Annotated in this window: 27 protein-coding genes, 1 tRNA gene and 1 rRNA gene; 13 read left to right on the top strand and 16 right to left on the bottom strand. The window is 37.8% G+C overall.

What is annotated here, in order from left to right; genetic code table 11:
- From AC1FXP_RS10275 to comGA, 3 genes are all read right to left on the bottom strand, one after another.
- Positions 1-392: ribosomal RNA gene (locus AC1FXP_RS10275) — 16S ribosomal RNA — on the bottom strand; the annotation flags it as partial.
- A gap of 573 nt (positions 393-965) precedes the next feature.
- Positions 966-2018: a competence type IV pilus assembly protein ComGB gene (gene comGB / locus AC1FXP_RS10270; protein WP_480060958.1), complete on the bottom strand. Its 1053-nt coding sequence runs from the start codon at positions 2016-2018 to the stop codon at positions 966-968.
- Positions 1999-3057, bottom strand: a complete 1059-nt coding sequence (gene comGA, locus AC1FXP_RS10265) for a competence type IV pilus ATPase ComGA (RefSeq protein ID WP_480060956.1) — start codon at positions 3055-3057, stop codon at positions 1999-2001. The genes comGB and comGA overlap by 20 nt, the downstream gene beginning before the upstream one ends.
- Positions 3058-3245: 188 nt before the next feature.
- Between comGA and AC1FXP_RS10260 the strand changes: the two genes are divergently transcribed.
- Positions 3246-3317 (top strand) — tRNA-Gln (locus AC1FXP_RS10260).
- A 168-nt stretch (positions 3318-3485) separates the two neighbouring features.
- The gene (mscL, locus tag AC1FXP_RS10255) at positions 3486-3986 is read left to right on the top strand and encodes a large conductance mechanosensitive channel protein MscL (protein ID WP_480060988.1); all 501 of its coding nucleotides are present in this window, start codon (positions 3486-3488) and stop codon (positions 3984-3986) included.
- On the opposite strand, the gene AC1FXP_RS10250 is transcribed toward mscL, so the two are convergent.
- Entirely contained in the window at positions 3975-4265 is a 291-nt protein-coding gene (locus AC1FXP_RS10250; protein ID WP_480060955.1) for an HNH endonuclease, read from the bottom strand. The genes mscL and AC1FXP_RS10250 overlap by 12 nt on opposite strands.
- Positions 4266-4318: 53 nt before the next feature.
- Positions 4319-4513 carry a hypothetical protein gene (locus tag AC1FXP_RS10245; RefSeq protein WP_480060953.1) on the bottom strand — a complete coding sequence of 65 codons (195 nt, stop codon included), beginning with the start codon at positions 4511-4513 and terminating at the stop codon, positions 4319-4321.
- Between the two features lie 120 nt (positions 4514-4633).
- Between AC1FXP_RS10245 and AC1FXP_RS10240 the strand changes: the two genes are divergently transcribed.
- A complete protein-coding gene (locus tag AC1FXP_RS10240) occupies positions 4634-6970 on the top strand; it encodes an ATP-dependent helicase (protein WP_480060951.1) in 2337 nt (778 codons plus the stop codon).
- A gap of 17 nt (positions 6971-6987) precedes the next feature.
- Positions 6988-7632: an HD domain-containing protein gene (locus AC1FXP_RS10235; protein WP_480060949.1), complete on the top strand. Its 645-nt coding sequence runs from the start codon at positions 6988-6990 to the stop codon at positions 7630-7632.
- Positions 7633-7677: 45 nt separating this feature from the next.
- Here the strand turns inward: AC1FXP_RS10235 and AC1FXP_RS10230 are convergent, their stop codons facing one another.
- The gene (locus AC1FXP_RS10230) at positions 7678-8094 is read right to left on the bottom strand and encodes a hypothetical protein (RefSeq protein ID WP_480060947.1); all 417 of its coding nucleotides are present in this window, start codon (positions 8092-8094) and stop codon (positions 7678-7680) included.
- Between the two features lie 174 nt (positions 8095-8268).
- Between AC1FXP_RS10230 and AC1FXP_RS10225 the strand changes: the two genes are divergently transcribed.
- Both AC1FXP_RS10225 and AC1FXP_RS10220 read left to right on the top strand, forming a co-directional pair.
- Positions 8269-8616, top strand: coding sequence for a hypothetical protein (locus AC1FXP_RS10225; RefSeq protein WP_480060945.1), 348 nt, complete (start codon positions 8269-8271; stop codon positions 8614-8616).
- Positions 8617-8848: 232 nt separating this feature from the next.
- Positions 8849-9232 carry a hypothetical protein gene (locus AC1FXP_RS10220; protein WP_480060943.1) on the top strand — a complete coding sequence of 128 codons (384 nt, stop codon included), beginning with the start codon at positions 8849-8851 and terminating at the stop codon, positions 9230-9232.
- 100 nt (positions 9233-9332) lie between these two features.
- On the opposite strand, the gene fabI is transcribed toward AC1FXP_RS10220, so the two are convergent.
- The 3 genes from fabI to AC1FXP_RS10205 form a co-directional block, all read right to left on the bottom strand.
- Positions 9333-10115, bottom strand: coding sequence for an enoyl-ACP reductase FabI (gene fabI, locus AC1FXP_RS10215; protein WP_480060941.1), 783 nt, complete (start codon positions 10113-10115; stop codon positions 9333-9335).
- A gap of 93 nt (positions 10116-10208) precedes the next feature.
- Positions 10209-10358: a hypothetical protein gene (locus AC1FXP_RS10210; protein WP_480060990.1), complete on the bottom strand. Its 150-nt coding sequence runs from the start codon at positions 10356-10358 to the stop codon at positions 10209-10211.
- 112 nt (positions 10359-10470) lie between these two features.
- Complete coding sequence (locus AC1FXP_RS10205; protein WP_480060939.1) at positions 10471-12534, bottom strand: cation:proton antiporter; 2064 nt, start codon at positions 12532-12534, stop codon at positions 10471-10473.
- Between the two features lie 233 nt (positions 12535-12767).
- Here AC1FXP_RS10205 and prpE point away from each other — a divergent pair, with 233 nt between their 5' ends.
- Together prpE and AC1FXP_RS10195 are read left to right on the top strand one after the other, a co-directional pair.
- Positions 12768-13508 (top strand): bis(5'-nucleosyl)-tetraphosphatase PrpE, encoded by a 741-nt coding sequence (prpE, locus tag AC1FXP_RS10200; RefSeq protein WP_480060937.1) that lies wholly within the window; start codon positions 12768-12770, stop codon positions 13506-13508.
- A 23-nt stretch (positions 13509-13531) separates the two neighbouring features.
- Complete coding sequence (locus AC1FXP_RS10195) at positions 13532-13963, top strand: putative periplasmic lipoprotein (RefSeq protein WP_480060935.1); 432 nt, start codon at positions 13532-13534, stop codon at positions 13961-13963.
- 134 nt (positions 13964-14097) lie between these two features.
- Here AC1FXP_RS10195 and AC1FXP_RS10190 read toward each other — a convergent pair whose 3' ends face one another.
- Genes AC1FXP_RS10190 through AC1FXP_RS10175 form a run of 4 tightly spaced genes read right to left on the bottom strand, consistent with a single transcriptional unit; the run spans position 14098 to position 16859 of the window.
- Positions 14098-14994, bottom strand: coding sequence for an RluA family pseudouridine synthase (locus AC1FXP_RS10190; RefSeq protein WP_480060933.1), 897 nt, complete (start codon positions 14992-14994; stop codon positions 14098-14100).
- Positions 14987-15781, bottom strand: coding sequence for an NAD kinase (locus AC1FXP_RS10185; protein ID WP_480060931.1), 795 nt, complete (start codon positions 15779-15781; stop codon positions 14987-14989). Before AC1FXP_RS10185 ends, AC1FXP_RS10190 begins: the two co-directional genes overlap by 8 nt.
- A 19-nt stretch (positions 15782-15800) precedes the next feature.
- On the bottom strand, positions 15801-16433 hold the full coding sequence (yjbM, locus tag AC1FXP_RS10180; protein ID WP_480060929.1) for a GTP diphosphokinase: 633 nt from the start codon (positions 16431-16433) through the stop codon (positions 15801-15803).
- Between the two features lie 45 nt (positions 16434-16478).
- Entirely contained in the window at positions 16479-16859 is a 381-nt protein-coding gene (locus tag AC1FXP_RS10175; RefSeq protein WP_480060927.1) for a UPF0738 family protein, read from the bottom strand.
- Positions 16860-17103: 244 nt separating this feature from the next.
- On the opposite strand from AC1FXP_RS10175, the gene AC1FXP_RS10170 reads away from it, so the two are divergent.
- From AC1FXP_RS10170 to AC1FXP_RS10150, 5 genes are all read left to right on the top strand, one after another.
- Positions 17104-17691, top strand: a complete 588-nt coding sequence (locus AC1FXP_RS10170) for a CYTH domain-containing protein (protein WP_480060925.1) — start codon at positions 17104-17106, stop codon at positions 17689-17691.
- A 107-nt stretch (positions 17692-17798) separates the two neighbouring features.
- Complete coding sequence (locus AC1FXP_RS10165; RefSeq protein WP_480060923.1) at positions 17799-18434, top strand: lytic transglycosylase domain-containing protein; 636 nt, start codon at positions 17799-17801, stop codon at positions 18432-18434.
- Positions 18435-18679: 245 nt separating this feature from the next.
- Complete coding sequence (locus tag AC1FXP_RS10160) at positions 18680-19063, top strand: globin domain-containing protein (RefSeq protein WP_480060921.1); 384 nt, start codon at positions 18680-18682, stop codon at positions 19061-19063.
- Positions 19064-19078: 15 nt separating this feature from the next.
- Positions 19079-19999, top strand: coding sequence for a ClpXP adapter SpxH family protein (locus AC1FXP_RS10155; protein WP_480060919.1), 921 nt, complete (start codon positions 19079-19081; stop codon positions 19997-19999).
- 160 nt (positions 20000-20159) lie between these two features.
- A complete protein-coding gene (locus AC1FXP_RS10150; RefSeq protein WP_480060917.1) occupies positions 20160-20339 on the top strand; it encodes a hypothetical protein in 180 nt (59 codons plus the stop codon).
- A 65-nt stretch (positions 20340-20404) separates the two neighbouring features.
- Here AC1FXP_RS10150 and pepF read toward each other — a convergent pair whose 3' ends face one another.
- The 3 genes from pepF to cls form a co-directional block, all read right to left on the bottom strand.
- The gene (gene pepF / locus AC1FXP_RS10145; protein ID WP_480060915.1) at positions 20405-22207 is read right to left on the bottom strand and encodes an oligoendopeptidase F; all 1803 of its coding nucleotides are present in this window, start codon (positions 22205-22207) and stop codon (positions 20405-20407) included.
- 29 nt (positions 22208-22236) lie between these two features.
- Positions 22237-23478 carry a competence protein CoiA gene (locus AC1FXP_RS10140; protein ID WP_480060913.1) on the bottom strand — a complete coding sequence of 414 codons (1242 nt, stop codon included), beginning with the start codon at positions 23476-23478 and terminating at the stop codon, positions 22237-22239.
- Positions 23479-23651: 173 nt separating this feature from the next.
- Entirely contained in the window at positions 23652-25163 is a 1512-nt protein-coding gene (gene cls, locus AC1FXP_RS10135) for a cardiolipin synthase (RefSeq protein WP_480060912.1), read from the bottom strand.
- Positions 25164-25165 lie beyond the last annotated feature (2 nt).

The following is a 25165-nucleotide window of genomic DNA, read 5'->3' as shown; positions in this document are numbered from 1 at the left end:
TTTCGTCCATTGCGGAAGATTCCCTACTGCTGCCTCCCGTAGGAGTCTGGGCCGTGTCTCAGTCCCAGTGTGGCCGATCACCCTCTCAGGTCGGCTACGCATCGTCGCCTTGGTAAGCCATTACCTTACCAACTAGCTAATGCGCCGCGGGCCCATCCTGTAGTGATAGCCGGAGCCATCTTTGAGAGTAAACGCATGCGCGTTCAATCTATTACCCGGTATTAGCACCGATTTCTCGGTGTTATCCCGATCTACAGGGCAGGTTGCCCACGTGTTACTCACCCGTCCGCCGCTAACGTCATAAGAGCAAGCTCTTAATCAGTCCGCTCGACTTGCATGTATTAGGCACGCCGCCAGCGTTCGTCCTGAGCCAGGATCAAACTCTCCATAAAAATGGTAAGCTGATTAGCTCAATTTGCATCACGCTAGCAATGCAATAAATTTATTTGACGAGATATAGTATATCTCTTTAATTCGCTTGGCTTTTGTTCAGTTTTCAAAGAACCTTTCACAACAGCAACTTTTATATCATAACACAAAACAAATAACAAAGTCAAATATTTTTTTAAAGTTGTTAGCCGCGTCATCAGCGACGTTTAATAATATAACACGTATAAACAAAATGATGCAAGCCTTTTTTAAAAAAAGTTTATGAAAGTCACCTTTCTCCTTAGTTCTTTCATATTTTTATAAAGGAAATCTCTATTTATTAAGGGACTAAATAGGCAAAGTAGTCTTATTAAGTCCCTCTTCTATAATAGACTAGGGTACTTAAAAAGTCCTTTTTAGCAGATTCGAGGAAGCAGCAATGGCTCCACCCGTTGCGCGCCTGTTATGAGAAAACCACTCATAGCAGGCTTTAAAACAAAGCAACGGTTCCGCTCATTGCTTAAAGGCCACTGACAAAGGTGAAAACCGTACCTTTTTCAGAGGCCTCATAATAGACACCCCTTCTGCATTTTAATCTATAAACCACCAAGCATTTGAAAAAGTGGAAGCATCGTTATAAAAAATAAGATAAATACAAATCCGCCAACGACGAGAAAAAGAACTGGTTGGACAAGATTTAGTACTCTTTGTATAGAATCCTCTAGTTCCATATAAAGAATATCACTGTATTGCTCTAAATCACTTCCTAAAAACCCTGTCCTCTCACCATTATCAATTACAAACGACAATTCATTCCTAAGATAGTCTTTCATCTTAACTATTTCCTGGAAACTATGACCTTGATTAAGCTCATGAGATATTTGAACACATTCTTGTTGTAAGAACGGAAGATAATCCTGATTTTCGAATTGCTTGAGCCCTTGTTGCAAAGACATACCTGTACGAATTAAACGACCAAGCTGTAATGCAAAGAAGTACGTAATCACCGTTTTAACATGTTGCTTGCCAACAGGAAGCGAAAGTAACTTCATTGTTCTTTCATATGGAGTGTATTGTTTCACTTTAGGATACAAATAAAAAGAAATAATAAGGAGGAACAAAACTAAGGCGCCGAATAGGTAAGGCAAATTAAAAAGAAAGGAAAGGAAGATTCTAGTTAAGAATGGAGGCGATTCTGTTAACATCGCAAAATAAGAACGAAAATGAGGAAGAACAAACCGAAACATTAAAGCCAACACAATTATACAGAAAAACAAGAGAGCAACTGGATAACGTATTAATTTGCTTATTTCATAAATAGTCTTCTCTTTATAATGTAGCAATTTTCCCGCATGAGTAAAGCCTTCAGCTAAATTTCCTTGATTTTCATAAAAGTAAAGAAACGACTTAATACTTTCGGGCATATCGAAGAAGCGAAACGATTCATGAACAGAGTGACCTTCTTGTAAATTTAATATTACAATCTCGAATTGTTCCCTCGTCATCTTCATGACGTGCAGTTGTATAAATGTTAGAGCAACTTCGAGAGGGTAGCCTTGTTCAAGTAAACGTCCAATCCGAATAAAAGAATCAGCCACATCACGCAAATACTTCTTTTTACTCTGCCTCTTAGAAAGTATTAGCAACAAACCTCAGTACCTCCTTATCATGAAGGTATCCTAATGCCCATGCCTTCCGTGCCTGATTAACTAATGAAGAAGAATTTTCAAACTTCGACTCGTTCATTAACGATTTTTTCAGACGATTACCCTCTAACAATTCAAATACTGCAGCCCGTGACATCTTTCGCTCCCTCGCACATACTGGAAGGCATTCTTCAATACAATATGGACACTTGGTCGTTACAATCCGCTGAGACAAAACGTTTCTGCAGCATTGAATCAGGTCAAGCTGTGAAGCACCAAGGTCTCTCATTCGTACCAATGCCGAATAACAATCATTTGCATGAACCGTTGCTAATACAAGATGCCCTGTTAGTGCAGCTCTAATGGCAAGCTTCGCTGTCACTTCATCTCGAATCTCACCAACTAATATAATATCTGGATCATGTCGTAACGTAGCTTTTAAGGCGTAATCAAACGTTACCCCTGTCTTCGAATTGACTTCTACTTGAATGGCCTTATCAATATAGCGTTCAACAGGATCCTCAATTGTAATAACTCTTTTCCCTCCTTTTTTAATTATGCTTTCTACAATTGTGTATAAAGTCGTTGTCTTTCCTGAGCCGGTAGGACCTGACACTAAGCACAGTCCATGAGTCAATGAAGTAATATTTTCAAGTTTTTTAGCTTGGTTTCGAAGGATGGATAATGAAGAAAAAGATTGTAGGGAGAAATTTGGAAGTATGCGTATCGCTAAGCTTTCCTTTTCTCTTGCAGGAAGAGTAGATAATCTTAGAGAGTAAGATAAAGAGGATTGTTCTTTGTATATCATTGATGCACTTTGTGGTTTTCGCCGTTCGCCAATATCCATACCTGATCGATATTTAAAATGACTAATTAACCTCTCTGCCATTTTTAACGGAAGCTTTCCCCTAGGTTCCATAATGCCATTAAAGCGGTACGTAATTACATAATGATCCTCTTCAGGTATGAAATGAAGATCCGTCACCTTACGTGAAATAGCCTCATCTAGCAAATGCTTACTGTAATATTCAATTTCATACAATAATATCAGCCTCCTTTTCTTTAATTAATAATTTAATTTCGACAAATTAAGATATATTCCTTTTTTCTACATAAAAAAATTGAAATAACATAAGATAAAAGCGTAGCAACAATGACCAGTAAGAAGCGGCTTTTAAAAGAACTCTTCTGCATAACAATCAATTTCCTGGTCATACTAAAAAATGGTAATGGGCTATAGCCAAGTGGTAAGGCAACGGACTTTGACTCCGTCATGCGTTGGTTCGAATCCAGCTAGCCCAGTATAAAAAGGAAGGAACAAAACGAAGCTACACTTTGTTCCTTCCTTTTTTCTATCATAAACTTCCCTTCTCATTGCATAGATTGTTACATAGACAACCCTGTAAGGTACTGTCACAAAAGGGGAACCTCTTTTTTAGTACCACTTCTAAAGAAGGTGATAACATGAAAATATTAAATGAGTTTAAAGAATTTGCTGTAAGAGGCAATGTCATTGATATGAGTATTGGAGTTATTATTGGAACCACTTTTGCAAAGATCGTCGAATCATTAGTCGATGATATTATTATGCCTCCTTTTGGACTCATCTTTGGGCAAGTGGACTTTTCTAATAAGTACATTAACTTAACGAATCACCACTTTGATACGTTTGCTGAAGCTCAAGAAGCTGGTGTTCCTATGATTAATTATGGAACCTTTTTAAATCATGCCGTTCACTTTATTCTCATTGCCTTTGTTCTATTTCTATTTGTTCGACAAATCAATCGAATTAGACGCCCTGAAGAAGATCCACTTGTGAACATGAAAACAAAAGTATGCCCGCATTGTTGCCAATCAATTGCTTATAAAGCAACTCGATGTCCAAGTTGTACATCCGAACTCGAGGATGTTCGAAGAGCCATTAAGGAACGTCCCACGTATGTAAGAATACAACGAAAGTCATCTTCTTGATTTGGATTTTCGTATTTTTACTAATGCTTTAGGAGGTTGTTTTTGAATCCATTTAATAAACTTCTTTAACTGTTCATCATCCTTCAATCTTTCCAAAGTCATTAAGCGAAGCGCAATTTCTTTATTAGTGTAAATCGCATGGATTTGCTTATGACAAGGTATACACAGATCAACAGTTGGAAGGTGTGTCCCACCTTCCTCCTTAGGTGTTAAATGATGAACGGTTATTTCCACTTCATCACGTTCACACAATTGACAACGACCAACCCGTTTTTTCATTACAAATCCTCCCCAAACTAATCCAAGCATCTATTTTTTTATCTGAATGTAGTTCAAGAAGTTCTTCGTCCCTCTCTTTCTTCTCGTTCACGCTTTAATTGCACAAAACTGATGAAAAGAAAGTTCAACCCAATTAACGCAGCAATAAATGGTCCAAACAAAAATTGCCCCTGTAAAAACCAACCACTAAGAAAAAAGGCAACTGCCGTAATCGTAACAATACAACCCAATATAAAAAAAGATATCATATTACTCCCTCCTCCTTCTTCTAACTTCAAAGTTATTTCCTCTTTTTAAATAAAAATGACCACACATACGATAAAATTTGCTACGATAAGACAAGATCTAAATGAGAGAGGAGACCTATTATGCAAGTGGCTTATCACCAAGACAAGCTGATCCATCTTCCTAGCTGTGAGCGTGAAAAATGGCAACAATTGTATATGGCTAGTATTCGACAAGAGGTCACTTGTATGCATTGTCATTCGCCATTAAAAATGGATATGAGCATCCTCACTCCTCCATCGTTCATACACTCTCATATTACTGACGAATGTATAGATACAGTGACACTGATGGAAAAAAAACTTTCAAATTCAAAACAAAAAGAGCTACCTCCTGAAAGTCCTCAGACGACTTCAGGAATAAAATTGCCAAAGCGACGTGCAATTACAACAAATAGTCAAGAAGCAAAGAGCGACCTTTGGAAAGAACCTGAGTTAGTCAAAGCTATTCCCACTTTCAAACCTAAACAACCAAACTCGTCTCAAGTACAAACCGGCTACCGGCACACACTAACACAAAGTGGGATCTACCTCGATGATAACCAATGGAAAGCTGTGCAAACGACAGAAGGCCCCCTCCTTATTCTTGCTGGTGCAGGTAGCGGAAAGACCCGAGTGTTAACAACGAGAACTGCCTATATGCTAACTGAACTAAATCACTCCCCAAAAGAAATGATCTTAGTTACCTTTACTGCTAAAGCGGCAAAAGAAATGAAAGAGCGGATGCGCTTATATCCCGGAATTTCCACGTCTACTCTTAATCAACTTGTGATCGGAACCTTCCACAGTATCTTCTATAAGATGCTGATGCACCACGAACCGGAACAATGGTCACCAAATAACCTATTAAGTCAAGAATGGCAACGTCAGGCTATGATTAAAGAAGCTGGTCGTGAAATAGACATTGACGAGAAGGAATTTGCTTTTGATCAAGCATTAACACAAATAAGCTGGTGGAAAAACCATCTCACTACTCCTGATCAGGTGAAGCCAAAAGATGTTTGGGAAGAACGAGTTTCCTACTTATATAAACGCTATGAGCAAATGCGACTTGCAAAGAACTTGTTTGATTTCGATGACATGCTTATCGGTTTACATGAGCTTTTAACTAGAAATACCAATCTTCTCAAGCGGTACCAACAACGTTTTGCTTATGTTTCAGTTGATGAATTTCAAGATATTAATAAGGTGCAAGTTGAATTAATTACAATGCTCTGTGACCGAACAAAAAATCTTTGTGTGGTAGGAGATGATGATCAGTCAATCTATGCATTCCGCGGAAGTGATCCGTCTTACATTCTCAACTTTAAAGAACGTTATCCGGAAACGAAAATAGTTATTTTAACCGAGAATTATCGATCAAATCATGAAATTGTTTCCTCTGCTAATAACGTTATAGCAACCAACCGTACAAGATATACAAAGCAGTTATTTGCTCAAGACTCTTCAGAAAAGCCTCCTCTTCTTTTTTATCCGTTTGACGAAGAAGAAGAAGCGACAATGATAATGAATGATATTAAAAAGCAAATAGAAAACGGAGCCAACCCAGCTGACTTTGCTATTTTATTTCGAACAAATAGCTCAGCTAGAGCTCTTATTGAACGCTTTATCTCATCCAGCATTCCTTTTCAGTTAGAAGCTGATGGGGAATCATTTTACAGACGTAAATCGGTGAGAAAGGTATTATCATACCTCCAGCTAGCACGAAATCCTGATGACTCTCAAGCCTTGCAAGAGTTAGTTAGTGCTTTGTTTTTAAAGCAGCAGGCAGTTCGTGATATAAAAGCAGCTAGTATAGCAAATGACTGCACATATATTGAGGCACTGCCGCACCTTCAAGGACTGCAACCATTTCAAATGAAGAAACTTGCAGAACTCCCAAAAAAGTTTAAACATCTCCAAAAGAAAACTCCTGCTCATGCTATTGAATTTATCGAACAGGAGATGGGCTTCAATGACTACGTCAAAAAACAGGGAAACGAAGGCAATAAGATGGAACGAGGATCGGATGATGTCCGCGACCTCAAAGTAATGGCAAGGAACCATTCAACCATTGAGGAATTATTAGATTACGTCGATCATATGACGATTAAATACGACGAAGTCCGTTCTCAAAAAAACATGACAAATGCTACCCAATTGATGACAATTCACAGAGCAAAAGGGTTAGAGTACAAGCATGTTTATATTCTTAGTTGTGTTGAGGGAAGCATGCCTCATGATTACGCCCTAGAAGCTTGGAGGGAAGGTGACGACAAGCCACTCGAGGAAGAACGCCGCCTCATGTATGTTGCCATGACAAGAGCGGAAGAAAGCTTAAAATTATCGGTACCCATTACGCGAAGAGGTAAAAAAGCATTTCGCTCCCGATTTGTTAGAGAGGTGCAACGACTCGCCCCGAAACAGCCACTTAAATCATAAAAAGGAGATCATCAACAATGAATCACACACAAATGGTTGAAGAAACGCGAAAGTGGGTCAAGAAGCAACTTTCAAATGAAAAAACAGGTCATGATTGGTACCACATTAGACGTGTCACAAAACAAGCTCAGGAAATCGCCAAGATTGAAGGAGCAGATGAATTAATCGTCACACTTGCTGCTCTGACTCATGATTTAATTGACGATAAAGTCGTAGAAAGTGAAGAAAAAGGGTTAAAAAATGTTGATGATTGGCTTATCAGAATTGGTACAACAGAAGAACAACGTCAGCATATTCTGACCATTATTACAACGATGTCTTTTAAAGGCGGTACGAATAAGCCTGTTACGACATTAGAGGCTCAAGTTGTTCAGGATGCTGATCGACTTGATGCAATTGGCGCTATCGGCGTTGCTAGGACCTTTGTATACGCGGGAAGCAAAGGGGATCCTATGTACGACCCTACGCTTTCCGTTCGAGAAACATTAACACTCGATGAATACCGAAATGGTCGTTCTAGTGCGATTGGGCATTTTTATGAAAAGTTACTTAAATTAAAAGACTTAATGAACACGAAGGAAGGAAAGGTGCGCGCTCTAGAACGTCATCAATTTTTAGAAGGATTTTTGGAGCAATTTCTTGACGAGTGGGGGCACGAATAAGAATAATCCAGGAGGGCATTGCCTTGGGGCACCACCCTCCCTTTTTTAGTTCATTGTAACAGAGGTAATATCATCAATAATCAATTCAATAGGATCAGATTTCATTCTAGGTAGAAAAACAACCTTTCCTCCCTTCATTTCAACTAAATTCCCTTCATACCTTTCCTTTTTTATTGTCACGGTAATCCTTGTGTCTTTCATCGTTTGGCTATAGTTTAATTTATCTTCTATAGACATTTTTTCAAAACGTTCATGTTCGTGCCTTCCACTTCTTTTCTCCATTATAATCTTTTCAACATTTGGATCTAACCTATACTCAGCCAGAGGTTCTATTAACGAGGACTCAACCTGGTTAACTTTTCTTCTAGTTGCTTTCTGATAAACAAAATCCTGTTCACTTATATCAATCTCATTCTCTTTTCGTTGATAAATGTAGAGTAAAGGTATCTTATGTTTTCCCATCTTGTTGCTCACCTCTTTTTATTATCATTTATTTAACTATACATTTGAGTGGAACAAAGTATGATACATCTTTTTATTTAAAAACATGATTAAAATTGGAAAAGCCACATATGTATAGGAGGACAAACAAAAAAAGGTAACTAATTAAAATACTTATATAAATGAGGTGAAATCGTGGAACAAACAGATCAAAAATTAAGAGATGCTTTTCAAAAGTTAGAAGAAGCTATTAATCAATTTGAAGAAATGTTACTTGTTGCTCAAGAGCAATCACAAGAAGACCATACTATGAAAAAGATTAGGCCTTTAAAAATACGCGTTAGTGAGAAAAAAAAACTGCTTGACCCTGCAACTCAATTTGAGGATATTACTTCAAATTCTGATGAGATTAGTTCGAGCATTCCGTCTGGTCATGATGTAACCCTTTTTTACAAAAGGAGCCCTTTCCAGTCTACCATTACTTACCAATCTAAACCTGTTACAACTCAGCCTTGGCTCTCATACATCTATTATAAAGTTTAACAAATCCAAAAAGCTGTTCTTCTTAATAGAAGATACTTTCTCTTATCTACAAGCTAAAATCGTTTATAATTGCGTAAAACAAGTACAAAAGGGTTGACTCTAACGGGTCAACCCTTTTGTATACTGTTTTCGGCCTTAGCCCATATCATGCGAAAATCCAATAGGACATTCACCTACTCAACCTATCTCCATACAATAAAGAGAATCAAAACAAGATAAAGGAGTTGATTTCATGTACGGACCACAACAACCAACCGTGCAATTTTTACCACCGGTAGTTGTATCTCAGTACGTCAATCAATGGGTAACAACATCCATCCCAAACTACGGTGAAGTAATTGCATATATAACAGACTATAATCGTAGAACTGGAATGGTGTCGATGTTCATGTACAGAGCACCTAGATATCAACCACAATTTATTCAAGTACATCATAGTGACTTAGTAGGCATTGCACCTTACTACGGCCCTATTCCACCAAGACCAGGTAGACCGCCTAGACCAAGACCACCAAGACCACCATACTCACCTTGGTACCCAGGCCCAGGCCACCCTGGTGGCTTCATACCTTGGATCATCGGTCAAACAGGCATTTTCGGTCAACAAAGATATTAAAGATATTAAATAAGTCCAAAAAAGACTGACGCACACGGAGGGCACTGAAACAGGTAGATTTTTACCTTTTTCAGTGCCCTCACACGTCAGCCTTTTTCCTTTATGATAATGATAAAATATTGTAACCACTGTCTACATGCAACATTTCACCAGTCATTCCACGTGACAAGTCGCTCATTAAGAATAATGCCGTGTCTCCTACTTCTTCTTGGGTCGTTGTACGACGAAGTGGTGAACGCTCTTCAATCTCTTTTAATACATCGTTAAAGCCGCCAATTCCTTTAGCCGCTAATGTACGGATCGGACCTGCTGAAATAGCATTCACTCGAATGTTATCTTTACCTAAATCATTCGCTAAGTATTTTACACTTGCATCAAGGGATGCTTTTGCTACACCCATTACATTGTAATTACGAACCACTCTTTCCCCACCTAAGTACGTAAGCGTGACAATACTTCCACCTTCAGTCATAAGTGGACGAGCTTCTTTTACAACAGCGGTTAATGAGTATGCGCTAATGTTTTGAGCAAGAAGAAACCCATCACGAGTTGTATTTAAATATTCTCCCTCTAATTCATCTTTATTAGCAAAAGCAATACAGTGAGCAATTCCATGAATTGTTCCTACTTCCTCCTTAATTTGTGTGAACGTCTTTTTGATTTCTTCATCACTTGTAATATCACAAGGAAGAATAAGATGATCTTTTCGATCTAATGTTTCCATCAGAGAACGCACATTTTTTTCAAGTCTTTCTCCTGCGTATGTAAATATTAATCTTGCTCCTGCATTTGCTAAGGACTGTGCAATCCCCCAAGCTATACTTCTCTTATTGGCAACACCCATGACAACATATGTACGTTCCTCTAAATTTAATTGAATCATTTTTTCTCCTCCATTATGAGTAGTTATTAATACCAAGTACTAATTAGTATATCATACGGTTCTTATGATAGATAGTTTCAACATTTAATCATGCTAACCCTTTTTTGTTTTAATATTCTTCTGCTCATACTCACATTCTAAGCACTTATAAATGACATTTTGATTGGATTGAGCTGTTAACAAATTCGTGATCGGTCTTTGATCTTTGCATTTTGGACAGACAACCATAACATCAGCTAACACTATTAATCACTCCTGTTTTTATCCTCAGTGTCACCCAATACTGAGTAAGGCAAACTTCCATCACATAAAAAAGAGGGTGAATCAAAAAGTACATTTGATTCACCCTTGCACATTACTCCTCGTATGAACTATTTGATAAGAATGTCTTCGGTAATGCCGTTCCTCTCGTTCCTCTTGTATCGACATCTTCCAATTCATGAGGATAGAAGATAATGAAACTCTCCGGCCCTGAATGAGCTAATACACGTGGTAAGCGCTCAAGCTGCGGATGCCACGCAACGGTTCCTCTTCTAGCACTAAAGACAACCACAACATCATCTGCACGAAGAAGTGGCTTATACGTATTATGCCATTCATTCCATGATTCAAGGCTCGTAACCGATACCTTGACATCAGGCTTCACTTCGTTAAAACTCTTTTCATAACTTTTAATATTATCTTTCACAACGAAACAAGCAATGGTCGCTCCCAATTGATTCGCCATTTTTTTGGCTACTTGCACGGATTGATAGTAACCAGATTTATGATCAAAACCAGATGGAATAAGGATAACAATTCGCTTAGTTGTGTTTAATGGATGACCAAGCATCGATACGAGAACCATTTGTGTCGTACGTTCAAGTAATTGGTCTAATACCCCGCCAAATATTTTCTGGGGTGTAGATAGCTTCCCATTCCAGCCTATAACAGTCGTAGTAATACGTGACTCTTCCATTGCTCGGATCATTCCAGATGTAATATTTGTATCTACCCTTGTGAGCATTTGAATTGGCACTTCTGCCCCAGCTGCATACGTTACAGCGTGCCCGAGTAACTTTTCTGCTTCTACAATTCTTGAGGAAGAGTCTTCTCTTCCTCCTTGCGCAACTGAAAGTGTATATAGCGGTTCAGGAGATTGCCCTCTAATAATAAATGACAAATCCATCAATGATTCCATTGTTTTTGGGTTCGCAAGTGGGACCATTACCCTCTCAGGAGCTGAAGATGGTTCGTATGGTTTCTGGTCTTCTTTCATCGCAATGATTCTTGCAAATTTCTCAACAGTATATGGTCCAATCATACATGTTGCTAAGATCATCACAATGATGGCATTTACAGTCGCTTGATCAAACAAACCTAAATCAAATCCAACAAGTGTTGCAGCTAACGTAGCTGCTGCTTGCGGAATCGTCAGGCCAAAAATCAGTTTGATTTCTTCTCCTGAATATCGGTAAATTTTACCTGCGATCCACGCCGCTAAAAACTTTCCAATGATAACAAGGGATACAACTAGAACCGCCTTCGTCCATGCAGACGGATCGGAGAGGAGTATCCTTAGATCCATCAGCATTCCAACGGATAACAAAAAGAACGGAATAAATAATGCATTTCCAGTAAACTTTATTCGATTCATTAGAGGACTCTGTTCAAAAATGAATCGATTTAGTGCTAAGCCTGCTAAAAAGGCACCAATAATCGGCTCTAATCCCGCTACCGTCGCAAAATATGCTGTAACAAATAACACGGTCAATACAAAAATAAATTCTAGTGTTCCTTCACTGCTCAATGTCCGGAAAAAGAACTTTGCAGCTATTGGGACAATGATAAAAACCCCAGCAACATAGATGACTAAAGAAACAACAAGGACAAACCAAAAATCCGGTGTCAGCTCACCTTGAGTAGAGCCCGCTACGACCGCTAACACAAGTAAAGCAAGCGTGTCAGTCATGATTGTTCCACCAACAGATGTAGTCACGGCCTTGTTTTTTGCAATCCCCAATCGACTGGCGATCGGATATGCAAGCAACGTATGAGATCCTAGTAAAGATCCAAGCAGAATTGCCCCTGCAACACTATATCCTAATAAATACGCTCCTAGTGTACCTAATACAAAAGGAATCGTAAAAGACATGGTTCCGAACGTTAAGCTTCTGTTCCGATACTTTTTAAATCCGTCTAAATCAATTTCCAGTCCAGCAATAAAAATAATATATAACAAACCGACTGTCCCAAGTAACACAATGGTAGGATCCCGATCTAAGAGGCCAAGTCCATTCGGGCCAATAATCACTCCCGCAAAGATGAACCCAATAATACCCGGAATTCTTAACCTTGCCATAATCAATGGGGCCACTAGAAAAACGACCATAGCAATAGCAAAGATAAGAACAGGGTTCGTTACAGGTTGTGGCAACATTGATTATTCACTCCCTTACCTAAAACTTCTGTACTAATAAGTCCTATCAATATTAAAGAACAGATAGTAAACATGTCAACGTTAAATACTTATGTAACCCTTTCCAAATAAAATTCAATAAATTTTGATAGTAGTATGTATTTTTCAGCCTATTCATTGCATTCTCTTTACTGGATAAGCTATTATTTGAAACGAGTCTTTCCGTTCGGAAAAGGAAACAGGAGGGTTATGAAATGGAAATTGATATCATCGGGGATATACATGGATGTTATGAGGAACTCATCTTGCTTATTACTAAATTAGGTTATGAAAAGCAAGATAATTCATACGTTCATCCTAAAGGAAGGAAATTAGCGTTTGTTGGAGATTTAACAGATCGCGGACCTGACTCTATTTCTGTAATAAAAGAAGTTGCAGAACTCGTGAAGAATAAACAAGCTTATTACTGTCCTGGAAACCATTGTGATAAGCTTTATCGTTATTTTTTAGGTAGAAAAGTACAAATTACTCATGGACTTGAAACAACAGTTGAAGAATTAAACAATTTGTCTAAGGCGGATTACCAAAAAGTCAGACATCAATTTATGTCCTTAGTTGAAGAGTCCCCATTATACCAAGTTCTAGATAACAAAAAGCTTGTTATTGCACATGCAGGAATTCGCAGCGATTTAATTGGCCAAACAAGTAAACGCGTCAAGACATTTGTCCTTTATGGGGATATAACTGGTGAAACGAACAAAGATGGAACACCTGTACGACGAGACTGGGCCCAGAAGCATCAAGGAGATGAGTGGATTGTTTACGGACATACTCCTGTAAGGAATCCCAGGTTTATTCATCGGACAGTGAATATTGATACTGGTTGTGTATTTGGAGGGGCCTTAACTGCTTTACAATTTCCTGAGATGCAAATCGTCCAAGTTCCGTCCGAACAACCTTTAGTCGAAGAGAAATTTAGGTCATTTGATAATTAATTATTTAGTTATGGAGGAGTTTCATGAAGAAATACATAATCTTATTATTCCTATTATTTGTTGCAACCGCCTGTGGTCCAGAGGTTACTCTTGAGATCGATCAAGACCAAACTCGAATCATACACGATAATGAAATTGAGATGGCATCTATTTATGTTAGGATAGAAAATAATGGACAATTACCTGCAAATGATTTATCTGCTCGTTTTCTCATTGTCGACTCAAACGTACAATCGGCTTTAGGTGGCCAAGATGAAATCGTGTTTACAGATACCGATGGAAACCCAGAGCAGTTTCAAGTAAGTGGCGGCTCAAGCTTCTTTTTTGCTGAAGTATTTTCCCTTGAGACAGGCGTTACAGATGAGGATTTACGAGAAGGGGTCATTGTAAAAATTTATAATGCACAGGGAGAAGCACTAGCTGAGCATACCATTGAACATGTGACACAAGAATAAGCAATGTGCGCAGTCGCTACTCACTTTGAGAAGAACTAAATCCTCTTCTCAAGGGAGTAGCGAACGGAGCCATTGCCATCTTTGTTATCGACTTTTTTAGAGAACCTCTTCCTGCTTTTAAAATAGCCTCTCGTTTAGTTTATTAGGCTACTCATATCCTTAGGCAAATAAGTTGTGACACGTATCCATTCGTTCGTGAATGGATGTTGAAATTTTATCTTATAACAATGAAGCGCATGACGGTCGATCACATCCCGCCTTCCACCATACAGCTCATCCCCTAATAGAGGGTGTCCTATGTACGAAAAATGAACTCGAATTTGGTGAGTTCTGCCGGTTTCTAATTTTATATCAACTAAACTCCCTTGATTCGTTACTCTCATTACAGAGAAATGGGTAACAGCTCTTTTGCCATTTTCTCTAACTTGGCGAGTAATAATACTATTTGGATCTCGATCAATCGGGGCATCGATCGTCCCTTTTTCCTGTAATGGCTCACCTGTGACTAACGCCTTGTAATAACGATTGACACGCCCTTCCTGTTGCAATTTAGAAAGTCGGTCATGGGCAAGACGATGTTTTGCAATGATCAATAAACCTGATGTGTCTCTATCTAAACGATTAACTGCATGAAACGTAGCTTGAAGTCCTTTTTTGCGATAATACCCTAAGACGAAATTAGCTAACGAATGGACTGGATGTTCTCTTGATGGGATTGTTGACATACCTGCCTCTTTATTAATCACTAATAAATGGTCATCTTCAAATACAATGTCGAGCTCTTTATCTTCAGCTAATAAGGAAGAGCTTGCCTCCTCAGACGGGAGGCAGACCGTCACCTCATCACCTGTTTTTAACAGCTTACGGACTGTTACTTCTTCCCCATTTAAAGTAATTGCCCCACCGTTAAATTTAATATTTGCAAGCCCTCGCTTCGAGATATGACAATGCTCACGTAGAAATAGCCGCAAAAGCTCTTGGTTCCACTCCTCATCTACTCTCCACGAAAGAGTTGCGGCGTATTTATTCACGAATGAATGATTCCCTTACTCTCTTCCAAAATGGAAACGGACGAAATCTCGCAAATCGAATTTTCTCTTCAGCAACACGACATTGTAATGATTTAATTCGACGATGCTCAAGAGTATAGTGATCAACAGTCACTTGAATATCAACATCATTTAACGGTTTCAACAAACAAGTATGATGTTGTGGTAAAACAAGAGGAGAACCAACTGTACGGTACACTCGATTATTAATAGACGCCATTTCTGCAATCTGAATAGAAGCTAAAGAAGGGTGTAAAATCGCTCCACCTAATGCTTTATTATAAGCCGTACTACCTGAAGGAGTGGAGACACATAAACCATCACCCCGAAATACTTCAAATGGCTCTCCTTTTATATCTATCGTACTAACAAGAGAACCTCCTATGCTTTTAATCGTACATTCGTTTAGCGAAAGATGACGTTCTGAATTGGTAGTACCTTCCTGCCGAATGACCACTTCAAGTAGTGGGTATTCAACAATTTGGTAAGGGGTTTTTGCAATATGTATCACTAACTTCTCTACTTCATCAGGTACCCAGTCTGCGTAAAATCCTAGATGACCAGTATGTATTCCGACAAAAGCCGTATCTTCAAGACGTTCGGAATAATCATGAAACGCTTGTAGCAAGGTTCCATCTCCACCTACAGTGATAACCATTTCCGGTTCATGTTCGTTATATAACAAGCCAAAATCAAGCAAATATCGTTTTATTCTTTGCTGCAAAGTATTAGACACGTCATCCCCGCGAGATGTGACCATAAACTTCATTAAACTTCCTCCTTAATCTCTACAGCTTTCTTCCTTGCTCTTGCTTGGTTGAAATAATTTCTTGTGCGTCTCTTACTTCATCACGAATGATCGACATTTCTTCATCTAATTTAAATGCGGCTTCGGCAGCTCGTTGTAATCGCATCTTTATATCCTGAGGAATTTCACCGCTATACTTATAATTTAAAGAATGTTCAATCGTTGCCCAAAAGTTCATAGCCAATGTTCGTACCTGTAGTTCGACTAAAATCTTCTTCTCTCCCTCAATCGTTTGTACAGGATAGCGTAAGACCAAATGATAAGACCTGTAACCACTTGGCTTTTTCTCAAAAATATAGTCGCGTTCCTCAACTATTTCAAAGTCTTTTCTCGTTCTAATTAATTCAACAACAGTTTCGATATCCTCAACAAACTGTGTTACAATTCGAACACCTGCAAGGTCTTGCATCCCTTCTTCTAACTGATCAAGAGGAACGTTTTTTCGTTTTGCTTTATCTAAAATACTCGAAACAGGCTTCACCCTCCCCGTAACAAATTCAATCGGAGTGTGCTTGGATGATTGTTGATATTGTTCCCGTATTCCTTTCAGCTTAATTTTTAACTCATCAACTGCTTGTTTATATGGTGTTAAAAAAATCTTCCAGTTGCTCATTAAATCACCGTCCGTCCCATGCACAGAAAATTTCCACAGTAATAACTAATTAAAAATCTCCTGTACAGCCTTTTCCATCTCTTCACCATAATTACTGTTGCCTTCAATATTATCAGTTAGGAAAGAAAGCTCTTCAACAATCGAAGAAAGCTCAATCTCTATCTCTTTGCTTAGACGTAATGTAAGCGTAGCTGACTGGGATAATATTTCACGTAATTGTGGCCAAGTTGACTGTGAAAAATTCACATAATAAAAAGCAGATTCATCTTCTAATATGTATATAAATGCTAACCCATCTGAATCAACAAGCATACGTTCACCTGCTTGCAATGTCTCAGCAAGCCTAATATCTATTTCCTCCTGCAATATTGCAGTATATTGGTCTTTTTCAACAACTATTTTACTTACTTCTAGTTTTTTCATCATGTCCCTCCAACTATTCAACAGATCTAACAAATACACCACTTATTCTAACATAGTTCTTATGTAAATACGTACCAATGCCCTTTAAAGTTATGACTAAAACGGTATGAGTGATTAGACTTCTACACATAGAATTAGTAATAAAAAAACAGTTACATACCACTAGAGAAAATAACCTGCTATAATAAAAACCATTCAATAAAAGAAATAAAAAATAAGAATTTTTAATAATAAAGGATTGATTCATGTGTCACAAGAAATAGAAATTGAAGTAAAGTCAATGCTTACGGAAGAGGAGTATTATACTTTAGTTAAAGGATTAAAATTAGCTAAATCAGAAGCAGTCACTCAGCACAATCATTATTTTGAAACTCCTAACTTTTCTTTAAAAGCTGCTCATTCCGGTCTACGAATTCGTGAAAAAAATAATACCTTTACATTAACCTTGAAGCAACCTCATACTGTTGGAAAACTCGAGACTCATCAAACGTTAAATGAAAATGAATGGATCACAGCAAAAGAGCAAGGGATTCTACCTGATGGCAAGGTCAAAGACCAGCTTAGTTCACTAAATATTCCGATTGAGCAACTCTCCTACGTAGGGACACTTAGTACGAGTAGAATTGAAATATCATATAAAGAAGGAAATTTGTGTTTGGATAAGAGTAATTATTTAGGTTTTATAGATTTTGAAATTGAGTTTGAAGGAACCTCTGAGGAACATGCTAATTCGACCCTAATGAAGGTATTAGACGACTATAATATCCAATATGCAGTGACTGAAAACAAAGTACGTCGATTTTTTACTCGTAAGTTAAACTCAGACAAAAGATAGGCCAGAGGCAACCAATTGTTGTTATTCTGCTTATTTGCTATCATTATTGTGTTCTAACGTATGAATTTTAAATTTTTCCTAGTGTCATAAAAGAATGAGGTGTAGCAATGGACCTTTCCTTCCTTCAACATGTTAATCAGCTTCAAGCTTTGCAAAAAATAAAAAAATCAAGTCATCAACAATCTACTATGCAATCAATGTTCTCACATTTCTTAAATGAACAAATGAATAGGCTGCAAATCGCCTCTCCTCAAACTAAGCAAAGAGATCTGTTTCTTCATCCACTAACTAGTGTAGAACCAATAGTAAGTGAAGTGACTGCCGTAGTGGATGAAAATTGGAAAAGCTCTCTTTCCAATAAGGAATTAAAATTTCAGCCACTTATCGAAGCTGCTGCCAAAAAATACAACCTAGATCCTAAATTAATTCATTCCGTGATTAAACATGAATCAAATTTTAACCCTAATGCAATTAGTCATGCAGGTGCAAGAGGTTTAATGCAACTAATGCCTGTAACTGCTCGCATGCTTCAAGTTGAAAACAGTTTAGATCCGGAACAGAACATCAATGGTGGGGCGAAGTATTTACGCCAGATGTTAGACCGATACAATGGAGATACAAGGCTTGCGTTGGCTGCATATAATGCTGGTCCAGGGAATGTTGATCGATATGGAGGAATTCCTCCATTCAAAGAGACACAAGCTTATGTTCCACGTGTTTTTAATACGTATTTGAATGCTTAAGTAACACCTTTTGATTTTCCACCTAATACCCACATATACTAAAACTGATTTGTGAAACTTAGTTAACTTAATTTCTCAATATCAGTTTTTTTCTTTTTACTAACTATATACCACTTCCTACTTTTATCTTGATCAATATGTAATAATCGTAATTCATCAAATTTGCCGTACTAATCTCATATTGCTACAATATGAGATAGAGAACAAAATGTTAGTTACTGCTATACAACAGAGGAGTTATAAATATGTCCAATTCAAGTCAAACCCCTTTTGATGCTTTAGGTGGGGAAAAAGTTTTATCAAAATTAGTTGATACCTTTTACAGTAAAGTGGCAAAACATCCTGACCTTTCCTCCCTTTTCCCTGAAGACCTAACGGAAACAGCTCGTAAGCAAAAACAATTTCTAACACAGTTTCTTGGAGGCCCCACTCTTTATACAGAAGAACACGGTCATCCTATGTTACGGGCCCGCCATATGCCTTTTGTTATCACTCCGGTACAGGCTGAAGCATGGCTTACCTGTATGGAAAGTGCAATGGATGATGTAGGAATAGAAGGAGTCATTCGTGAATATATGCTAGAACGTTTAACAATGACAGCTCATCATATGGTGAATCAACCATTGTAGAAAGGAGAATGACCATTGAACCAAAAAGATACTCATTCAACTTGCGATAATCAACTTGGCATTTGTGGTCTAGATCCTGAACAATCGTTTTCTGAGAAACGACCTAAACCGATTGAATTGTATACATTTATTGATCCCTTATGTGCTGACTGTTGGGCTTTTGAACCAATGTTAAAAAGGCTACAAGTCGAATATGGAAGTTATTTCCGGATACGAACTCTTGTAGCGGGAAGGCTTCAAGCATGGAATGCGTGTAAAAATACAACAAAAGGACTCATCTCTAAAAAAAGAGAAATTGCGTCGATTTGGGAAGATATCGCAACAAAAACAGGAATGTCCTGCGATGGAGATGTTTGGTTAGAAAATGAGTGGCACTCCCCGTATCTTGCTTCGTTAGCGATAAAGGCAGCCGAATTACAAGGACCCAAAGCTGGTACACGTTTTTTGCGTAAAATGAGAGAAGCCCTCTTTCTTAATAAACAAAATATAACGAAAGATCATGTACTGATTGACTGCGCAAAAAAGGCTTCTTTAGACATAGACGAATTTAAAAATGACCTATCATCCAAAACGGCAACAAAAGCACTTCAGCATGATATAAAAACAACGAATGAAATGGGCGTTGACATTGTCCCAACCTTTGTCTTCTTTAATGCCAATGTTGAAGACGATGGAATTAAAGTGACTGGAAATTATCCATATAAAGTCTACGTACAAATCTTAGAAGAAATGCTCGGATTCAAACCTGACCCAGCTGTAGCTGTAACATTGGAGGGTTTCTTAAAACGCTATGAGTTTGTGGCTACGATTGAGGTTTCCGTCGTTTTTAGTCTCACTGTAGAAGAAGCTGAAAAGCAATTAAAAGCACTCGTACTTCAACAAAAAGTTGAAGCGGTCCCAGTTAAATATGGAATGTTTTGGCGATACTTAGGATAGATGATTAGATTGAAGACCTAAGCTCCAGGGATTCTGCAGGAAGATATAATTAGTTTATAGACTTGTATTTTGTTCTTATTTGATTAAGGAAAAACACACCTTCTAAGCTTGAACAACTGATCATAAACTATGTTAGCACCAGTTGATAGGAGGGCTTGTGTTGAATCAGGTAAAAATCATTGTTGGAATTATTGTTATCATCATTAGCTATTTCTTTTTCCTTTTATCATTAATGAGAGTTTTTCCGCTTTGGATTGCAGCGCCGGCGTTATTTGCAGGTCTTGTCTTCACCCTCTCTCCTCTTGCCACTCAAAAACGTTTTAAAGGATTCCATAAATAGGCTTATCTCAATAGGTCGAGGCTATCTCAATAGGTCAAAGAACCGCCCTTTTGAGATAGCCTCTTTTATTGATCCAGTAATTCTTCCATTTCTGATAATGTCTTTTCAAAGACGACAAGCGCCTGCTCAATCGGCTCTGACGATGTCATATCGACTCCAGCGTGTTTTAATACTTCAATTGGATAATCTGAACTGCCAGCTTTTAAGAAGTCTAAATAGCGAGAAACAGCCGCTTCCCCTTCTTCAAGAATTTGTTTTGACAGAGCTGCTGCCGCGCTATATCCGGTTGCATACTGGTAAACATAGAAATTGTAATAAAAATGCGGAATGCGGGCCCATTCTAGTCCAATCTCTTCATCAATAACAAGATCTCCTCCAAAGTATTTAACATTCAAATCATAATAGGTCTTTGTTAATAATTCAGGTGTTAATGCTTCACCATTTGCCGCCTTTTCATGGATGAGCTGCTCAAATTCAGCGAACATCGTTTGACGGAATACCGTGCCTCTGAATCCTTCTAAGAAATGATTTAACAAATATAATTTTTCCTTAGGGTTATCCGTATTCTTTACCATATAGTCATTAAGTAATGCTTCATTTAACGTAGAAGCAACTTCTGCTACGAATATCGTATAATCACCATATAAGAAAGGTTGATTCCGACGAGTATAATAACTGTGTAGGCTATGCCCGAATTCGTGAGCCAGTGTAAAAAGATTGTTGACGTTATCTTGCCAGTTCATTAAAATATACGGCATTGTTCCATATGCACCAGAAGAATAAGCACCACTACGTTTACCAACATTCTCCTCCACATCAACCCAACGCTTCGTAAACCCTTCTTTTAATGTTGAGACATATTCATCTCCTAATGGTGATACCCCTTTGATTACAAGCTCTTTCGCTTTTTCATAAGGAATTTCCATCTTCACATCTTTTACAAGTGGAGTATACAAATCATACATATGCAATTCATCGACACCTAATACTTTTTTCCGTAACCGAACATAGCGATGAAGTAAGTCTAACCGATTATTTACTGTTTCTACAAGTTGATCATAAACCACTTCTGGAATATGATTTGCACTTAGAGCAGCTTCTCGTGCAGAATTGTACTTTCTTACTTTTGCATAAAATAAATCCCTTTTCACTTGTCCACTAAGCGTAGAAGCAAATGTATTTTTGTATTTATCATAAGTGTTATACACAGCTTTGAATGCATCTTCTCGTACACGACGATTGCTGCTTTCTAAGAAACGAATATAACGTCCATGTGTTATTTCTACTTCCTCTTCATTTTCGTCTTTAATAGTTGGAAATTTAAGGTCAGCATTATTAAGCATTCCAAATGTGTTACTAGGACTATTCGTCACTTCTGCAGCTTGGGCTAAAATCGCTTCCTCCGCTTCAGATAACACGTGCGCTCGTTGCTGATTTAATTCGGAAAACATTTGTTTATAAAGCTTTAATCCGTCATATTCGCTTATAAACTTTTCGATTTTTGATTCTTCAATAGAAAGAAGTTCCGGAACAATAAATGAGGCAGCTTGACCAACCTGTGCAGCAAGACTTGATGCACGATCATTTAATCCTTGATAATAAGAATTCGACGTATCTTGATCATTTCGCATATGTGCATAAGCATATAACCGCCCAAGCTTTTCTGAAATTTCATTTTGCTTCTCAAGTGCTTCGAATAACGTCACTGCCGAATCAGCTAATGTCCCTTTACAAGCCTCAAGATATGGAAGCATAATTTGAATCTCTTTAAATTCTTTTTCCCATTCTTCATCGGTTTTGAAAATAGCTTCTAAGTCCCATGTTTTCTCTACTGGAACTTCATCTCGCTTTTGCAATTTTTTTGACAATTGATTAGCACCTCCACTTTCTATCCATATTATATATTCGACTTTAGGTCACTTATTCCTTTATTCTTCCCTTCATTTCTCTTCCTCATGAGAGTAATTAAAGTATCGTAGTATAATGTTTTATCATACGTAATTGCTTCATCTACCGTTTTAGGATGCACGATATCCTTAATTCTTTTAAAATACCGTTTTGGCGTTTGCTCTAAATATCCAATTTCAACGAGAAATTGAAAATAGCCAATAATCGCTAAGGACCAATGCCTATCATCATTCATAGAACGTAACATAAATATATTTTTGCTTAAGTAAGGTTGGATACAATGAATGGCGAGGTGAATAGAAAATGTTTGATATAGTGGCTGGTGCTCAAGACACTCTAATAAGAGGTAAGTTTGCCAATAACAAGGGGTGGATGAAATAAGTTCATAATGATTTGTTGGCCATCCTGCTTCAATTGGAAAGAGACTAGGGGCTATGCGGCGTCGATACATGAGGCTTTGCAGAAATTTTTCAGTTTTACTTGGGTATGGGGTGGGTTGATGATAACGCCAATGCTTCTTAACAGTAAGCCAATTATCTAATAAATTTGTGTGACTTTTTTTAGGATAAAGGAATGTATCAAGGGAAGAGTCTGAAAGGGGTGTTTCTTGATAAGAAGCTAGTAGTCGTGTGGAACTATAAGGAGTCAGTTGGTGCAAGAAAACAAAACTTAATTGTTCAGGGCAAAAATAAGTAAGAAAACGTTGCTGATCTGTAATGAAACGAGTTGAATGCCATTCAAATGATCTCATTGAAAATGTATGAGGTCCGTGTCGTTTTAAACGATTTCCACCTAGAATCCAGATCGGAATGATTCCAAGTTGTTGGTAACCTTCAGAACGACTTTTTAGAAGTGTTGATTCAATGGGGGAACACTGAAATTCTAGTGCATAAAGGGTGTTTTGTTGGCGAAATAAAATATCAGGCCTTTGTCTAATAAGTGGCAAGTATACTTCCATTGCGACTTTCAGTTGTTGATTTTTTAACCAATCATATAACTTTCTTTTGCCTTTAAGATGGTACATCGTTTCTCTTTCTAATGAATATAGACATATACTATTTGCCTGATGAGCAAAATGCCAGAGCTTTGACGAACCTAGTTTTAATTGCACTTGAGACTCACAAGCTTGACAGAAAAAGTCTCGTTTTTTGCGCAACTCCTTTAACTCGTCAATGTGCCATTGGTCTGCCATCGATATAATCGTTCCATCTGCTAACTTAGCGTTAAACATTAATCCACCTCCATCAATTTATCTAATTCAATTCGTCCTTTATTTTTACAAATCCTGCTTTAGAAGAAAATAATTATCATACTAGCTATACAAAAAGGTTATTTTTCTTTTTTAATAGATTTTTTAAAAGGAGTGTCTTAAGAGGTCAAAAACAGACCTTTTGAGACACCCCTTTACAATAAAGGTGATAATAATCTAGAAGTAGATTCAATAATTCGATATAAAATAGAACGATTTCTAAATAATTGATAGCTTAATTGATTTGAATGCTCTAAATCGTAAACAAAATCGCTGACGAGGGTCGTTACACTCTTCGTTTGATATAAATAAGCATTCACTTCAAAATTCAAATGAAAACTGCGCATATCCATATTTGATGTACCAATTGAAGCCATCTCATGGTCAACAATAATTAATTTACTATGCATAAATCCACGGTTGTATTCATAGATCTTCACTCCCGCCTCTAACAGCTCTGGAAAATAAGAACGTGAAGCATGAAATACAATTCGTTTATCGGGGCGACTAGGTACGAGCAATCTCACATCAATCCCACTTAACGCAGCGATCTTAAGCGCACTTAAGATGTCATCATCGGGAATAAAATACGGGCTGGCAATCCATATTGACTTTTTAGCAGACGTTATCATGGAGAAAAATAGCTTCTTATTCACTTCCCACCGCTGGTCTGGTCCACTTGCAATCATTTGGACGCTTCCATCAGCGTGAACTGACGTCAGAGCAGGTGATAAATATGTTGGGTTCAAGATCATTTCCCCTGTCTGATAATGCCAATCTTGTAAAAAAATAAGTTGCAACGTTCGAACCGCTTCGCCTCTAACAAATAAATGTGTGTCTCTCCACTTTCCAAAGTATGAATGTTTCCCTAAATATTCATCCCCAATATTTAAACCACCAACAAAACCTACGATGCCATCAATGACAATGATCTTTCGGTGATTTCGATAATTAATTTTGTGGTTCAGAAATGGAAGTTTCACTGGTGAAAATGCAACTATTTCAACACCAGCCTCCTTTAACTCACGAATATACCTTTTGGAAAGCCGCCAGCTTCCTACAGCATCATAAAGAAATCGAACTTGTACACCTGCTTGGGCTTTTTTAATTAAAATATCTTTTATCTCTTTCCCAAGTTCATCGCTTCGGACGATATAATACTCAAGGTGAATGTGATGCTCTGCTAATTTAAGCGCTTGTAAAATATGAGCAAACGTTTCTTTCCCATCTGTCAAAACCTTCGTTTCACTCGAAAACGAAACAGGGTTTTTTCCTAGTCGATGAGCCAACCTAAAGAGCAGTTGTTGATGTCCACCCATTTTTTGAATTTGCTCCTCATTCAATTGTCTATGACCCTCAATTTTCTCGAAGACTTGTTCATCTTGAAGGGCTTTTATTGAAAAAGATCGACTCTTTCGCTGATTTTGTCCAAATAACAGATAAAAAAAGAAACCAACTAACGGAAACGCGGCTAGTACTAATAGCCAAGTTAACGTTTTGGTTGGGTGTCGATTCTCAAAAAAAATAACAACAGCTATAAAAACGACAGATAATGAAAAGGCAACGCTTAATGCTCCAACAACCCACCCTTGCCAATACATCCTTGTCATATAAAGAACAGCTAATAGCGAGGTTAAAAAAATGAATATATTAAATTGATTTCTCATTT

Source organism: Halalkalibacter sp. HAAS-P013 (genome assembly GCF_056619925.1).
Note: the sequence above shows the minus strand (reverse complement) of the source record. Positions and strands in the feature narration are given on the sequence as shown.

Bases quoted from the DNA above. Each gene is read 5' to 3' on its own strand.
- AC1FXP_RS10165 (WP_480060923.1), top strand. From the start codon at position 17,799: ATGGACCTTTCCTTCCTTCAACATGTTAATCAGCTTCAAGCTTTGCAA.
- AC1FXP_RS10240 (WP_480060951.1), top strand. From the start codon at position 4,634: ATGCAAGTGGCTTATCACCAAGACAAGCTGATCCATCTTCCTAGCTGT.
- AC1FXP_RS10250 (WP_480060955.1), bottom strand. From the start codon at position 4,265: ATGAAAAAACGGGTTGGTCGTTGTCAATTGTGTGAACGTGATGAAGTG.
- prpE (WP_480060937.1), top strand. From the start codon at position 12,768: ATGGAAATTGATATCATCGGGGATATACATGGATGTTATGAGGAACTC.
- AC1FXP_RS10160 (WP_480060921.1), top strand. From the start codon at position 18,680: ATGTCCAATTCAAGTCAAACCCCTTTTGATGCTTTAGGTGGGGAAAAA.
- yjbM (WP_480060929.1), bottom strand. From the start codon at position 16,433: ATGAGCAACTGGAAGATTTTTTTAACACCATATAAACAAGCAGTTGAT.
- fabI (WP_480060941.1), bottom strand. From the start codon at position 10,115: ATGATTCAATTAAATTTAGAGGAACGTACATATGTTGTCATGGGTGTT.
- AC1FXP_RS10245 (WP_480060953.1), bottom strand. From the start codon at position 4,513: ATGATATCTTTTTTTATATTGGGTTGTATTGTTACGATTACGGCAGTT.
- AC1FXP_RS10220 (WP_480060943.1), top strand. From the start codon at position 8,849: ATGTACGGACCACAACAACCAACCGTGCAATTTTTACCACCGGTAGTT.
- AC1FXP_RS10195 (WP_480060935.1), top strand. From the start codon at position 13,532: ATGAAGAAATACATAATCTTATTATTCCTATTATTTGTTGCAACCGCC.
- AC1FXP_RS10235 (WP_480060949.1), top strand. From the start codon at position 6,988: ATGAATCACACACAAATGGTTGAAGAAACGCGAAAGTGGGTCAAGAAG.
- AC1FXP_RS10140 (WP_480060913.1), bottom strand. From the start codon at position 23,478: ATGTTTAACGCTAAGTTAGCAGATGGAACGATTATATCGATGGCAGAC.
- AC1FXP_RS10185 (WP_480060931.1), bottom strand. From the start codon at position 15,781: ATGAAGTTTATGGTCACATCTCGCGGGGATGACGTGTCTAATACTTTG.
- cls (WP_480060912.1), bottom strand. From the start codon at position 25,163: ATGAGAAATCAATTTAATATATTCATTTTTTTAACCTCGCTATTAGCT.
- AC1FXP_RS10230 (WP_480060947.1), bottom strand. From the start codon at position 8,094: ATGGGAAAACATAAGATACCTTTACTCTACATTTATCAACGAAAAGAG.
- AC1FXP_RS10175 (WP_480060927.1), bottom strand. From the start codon at position 16,859: ATGATGAAAAAACTAGAAGTAAGTAAAATAGTTGTTGAAAAAGACCAA.
- AC1FXP_RS10205 (WP_480060939.1), bottom strand. From the start codon at position 12,534: ATGTTGCCACAACCTGTAACGAACCCTGTTCTTATCTTTGCTATTGCT.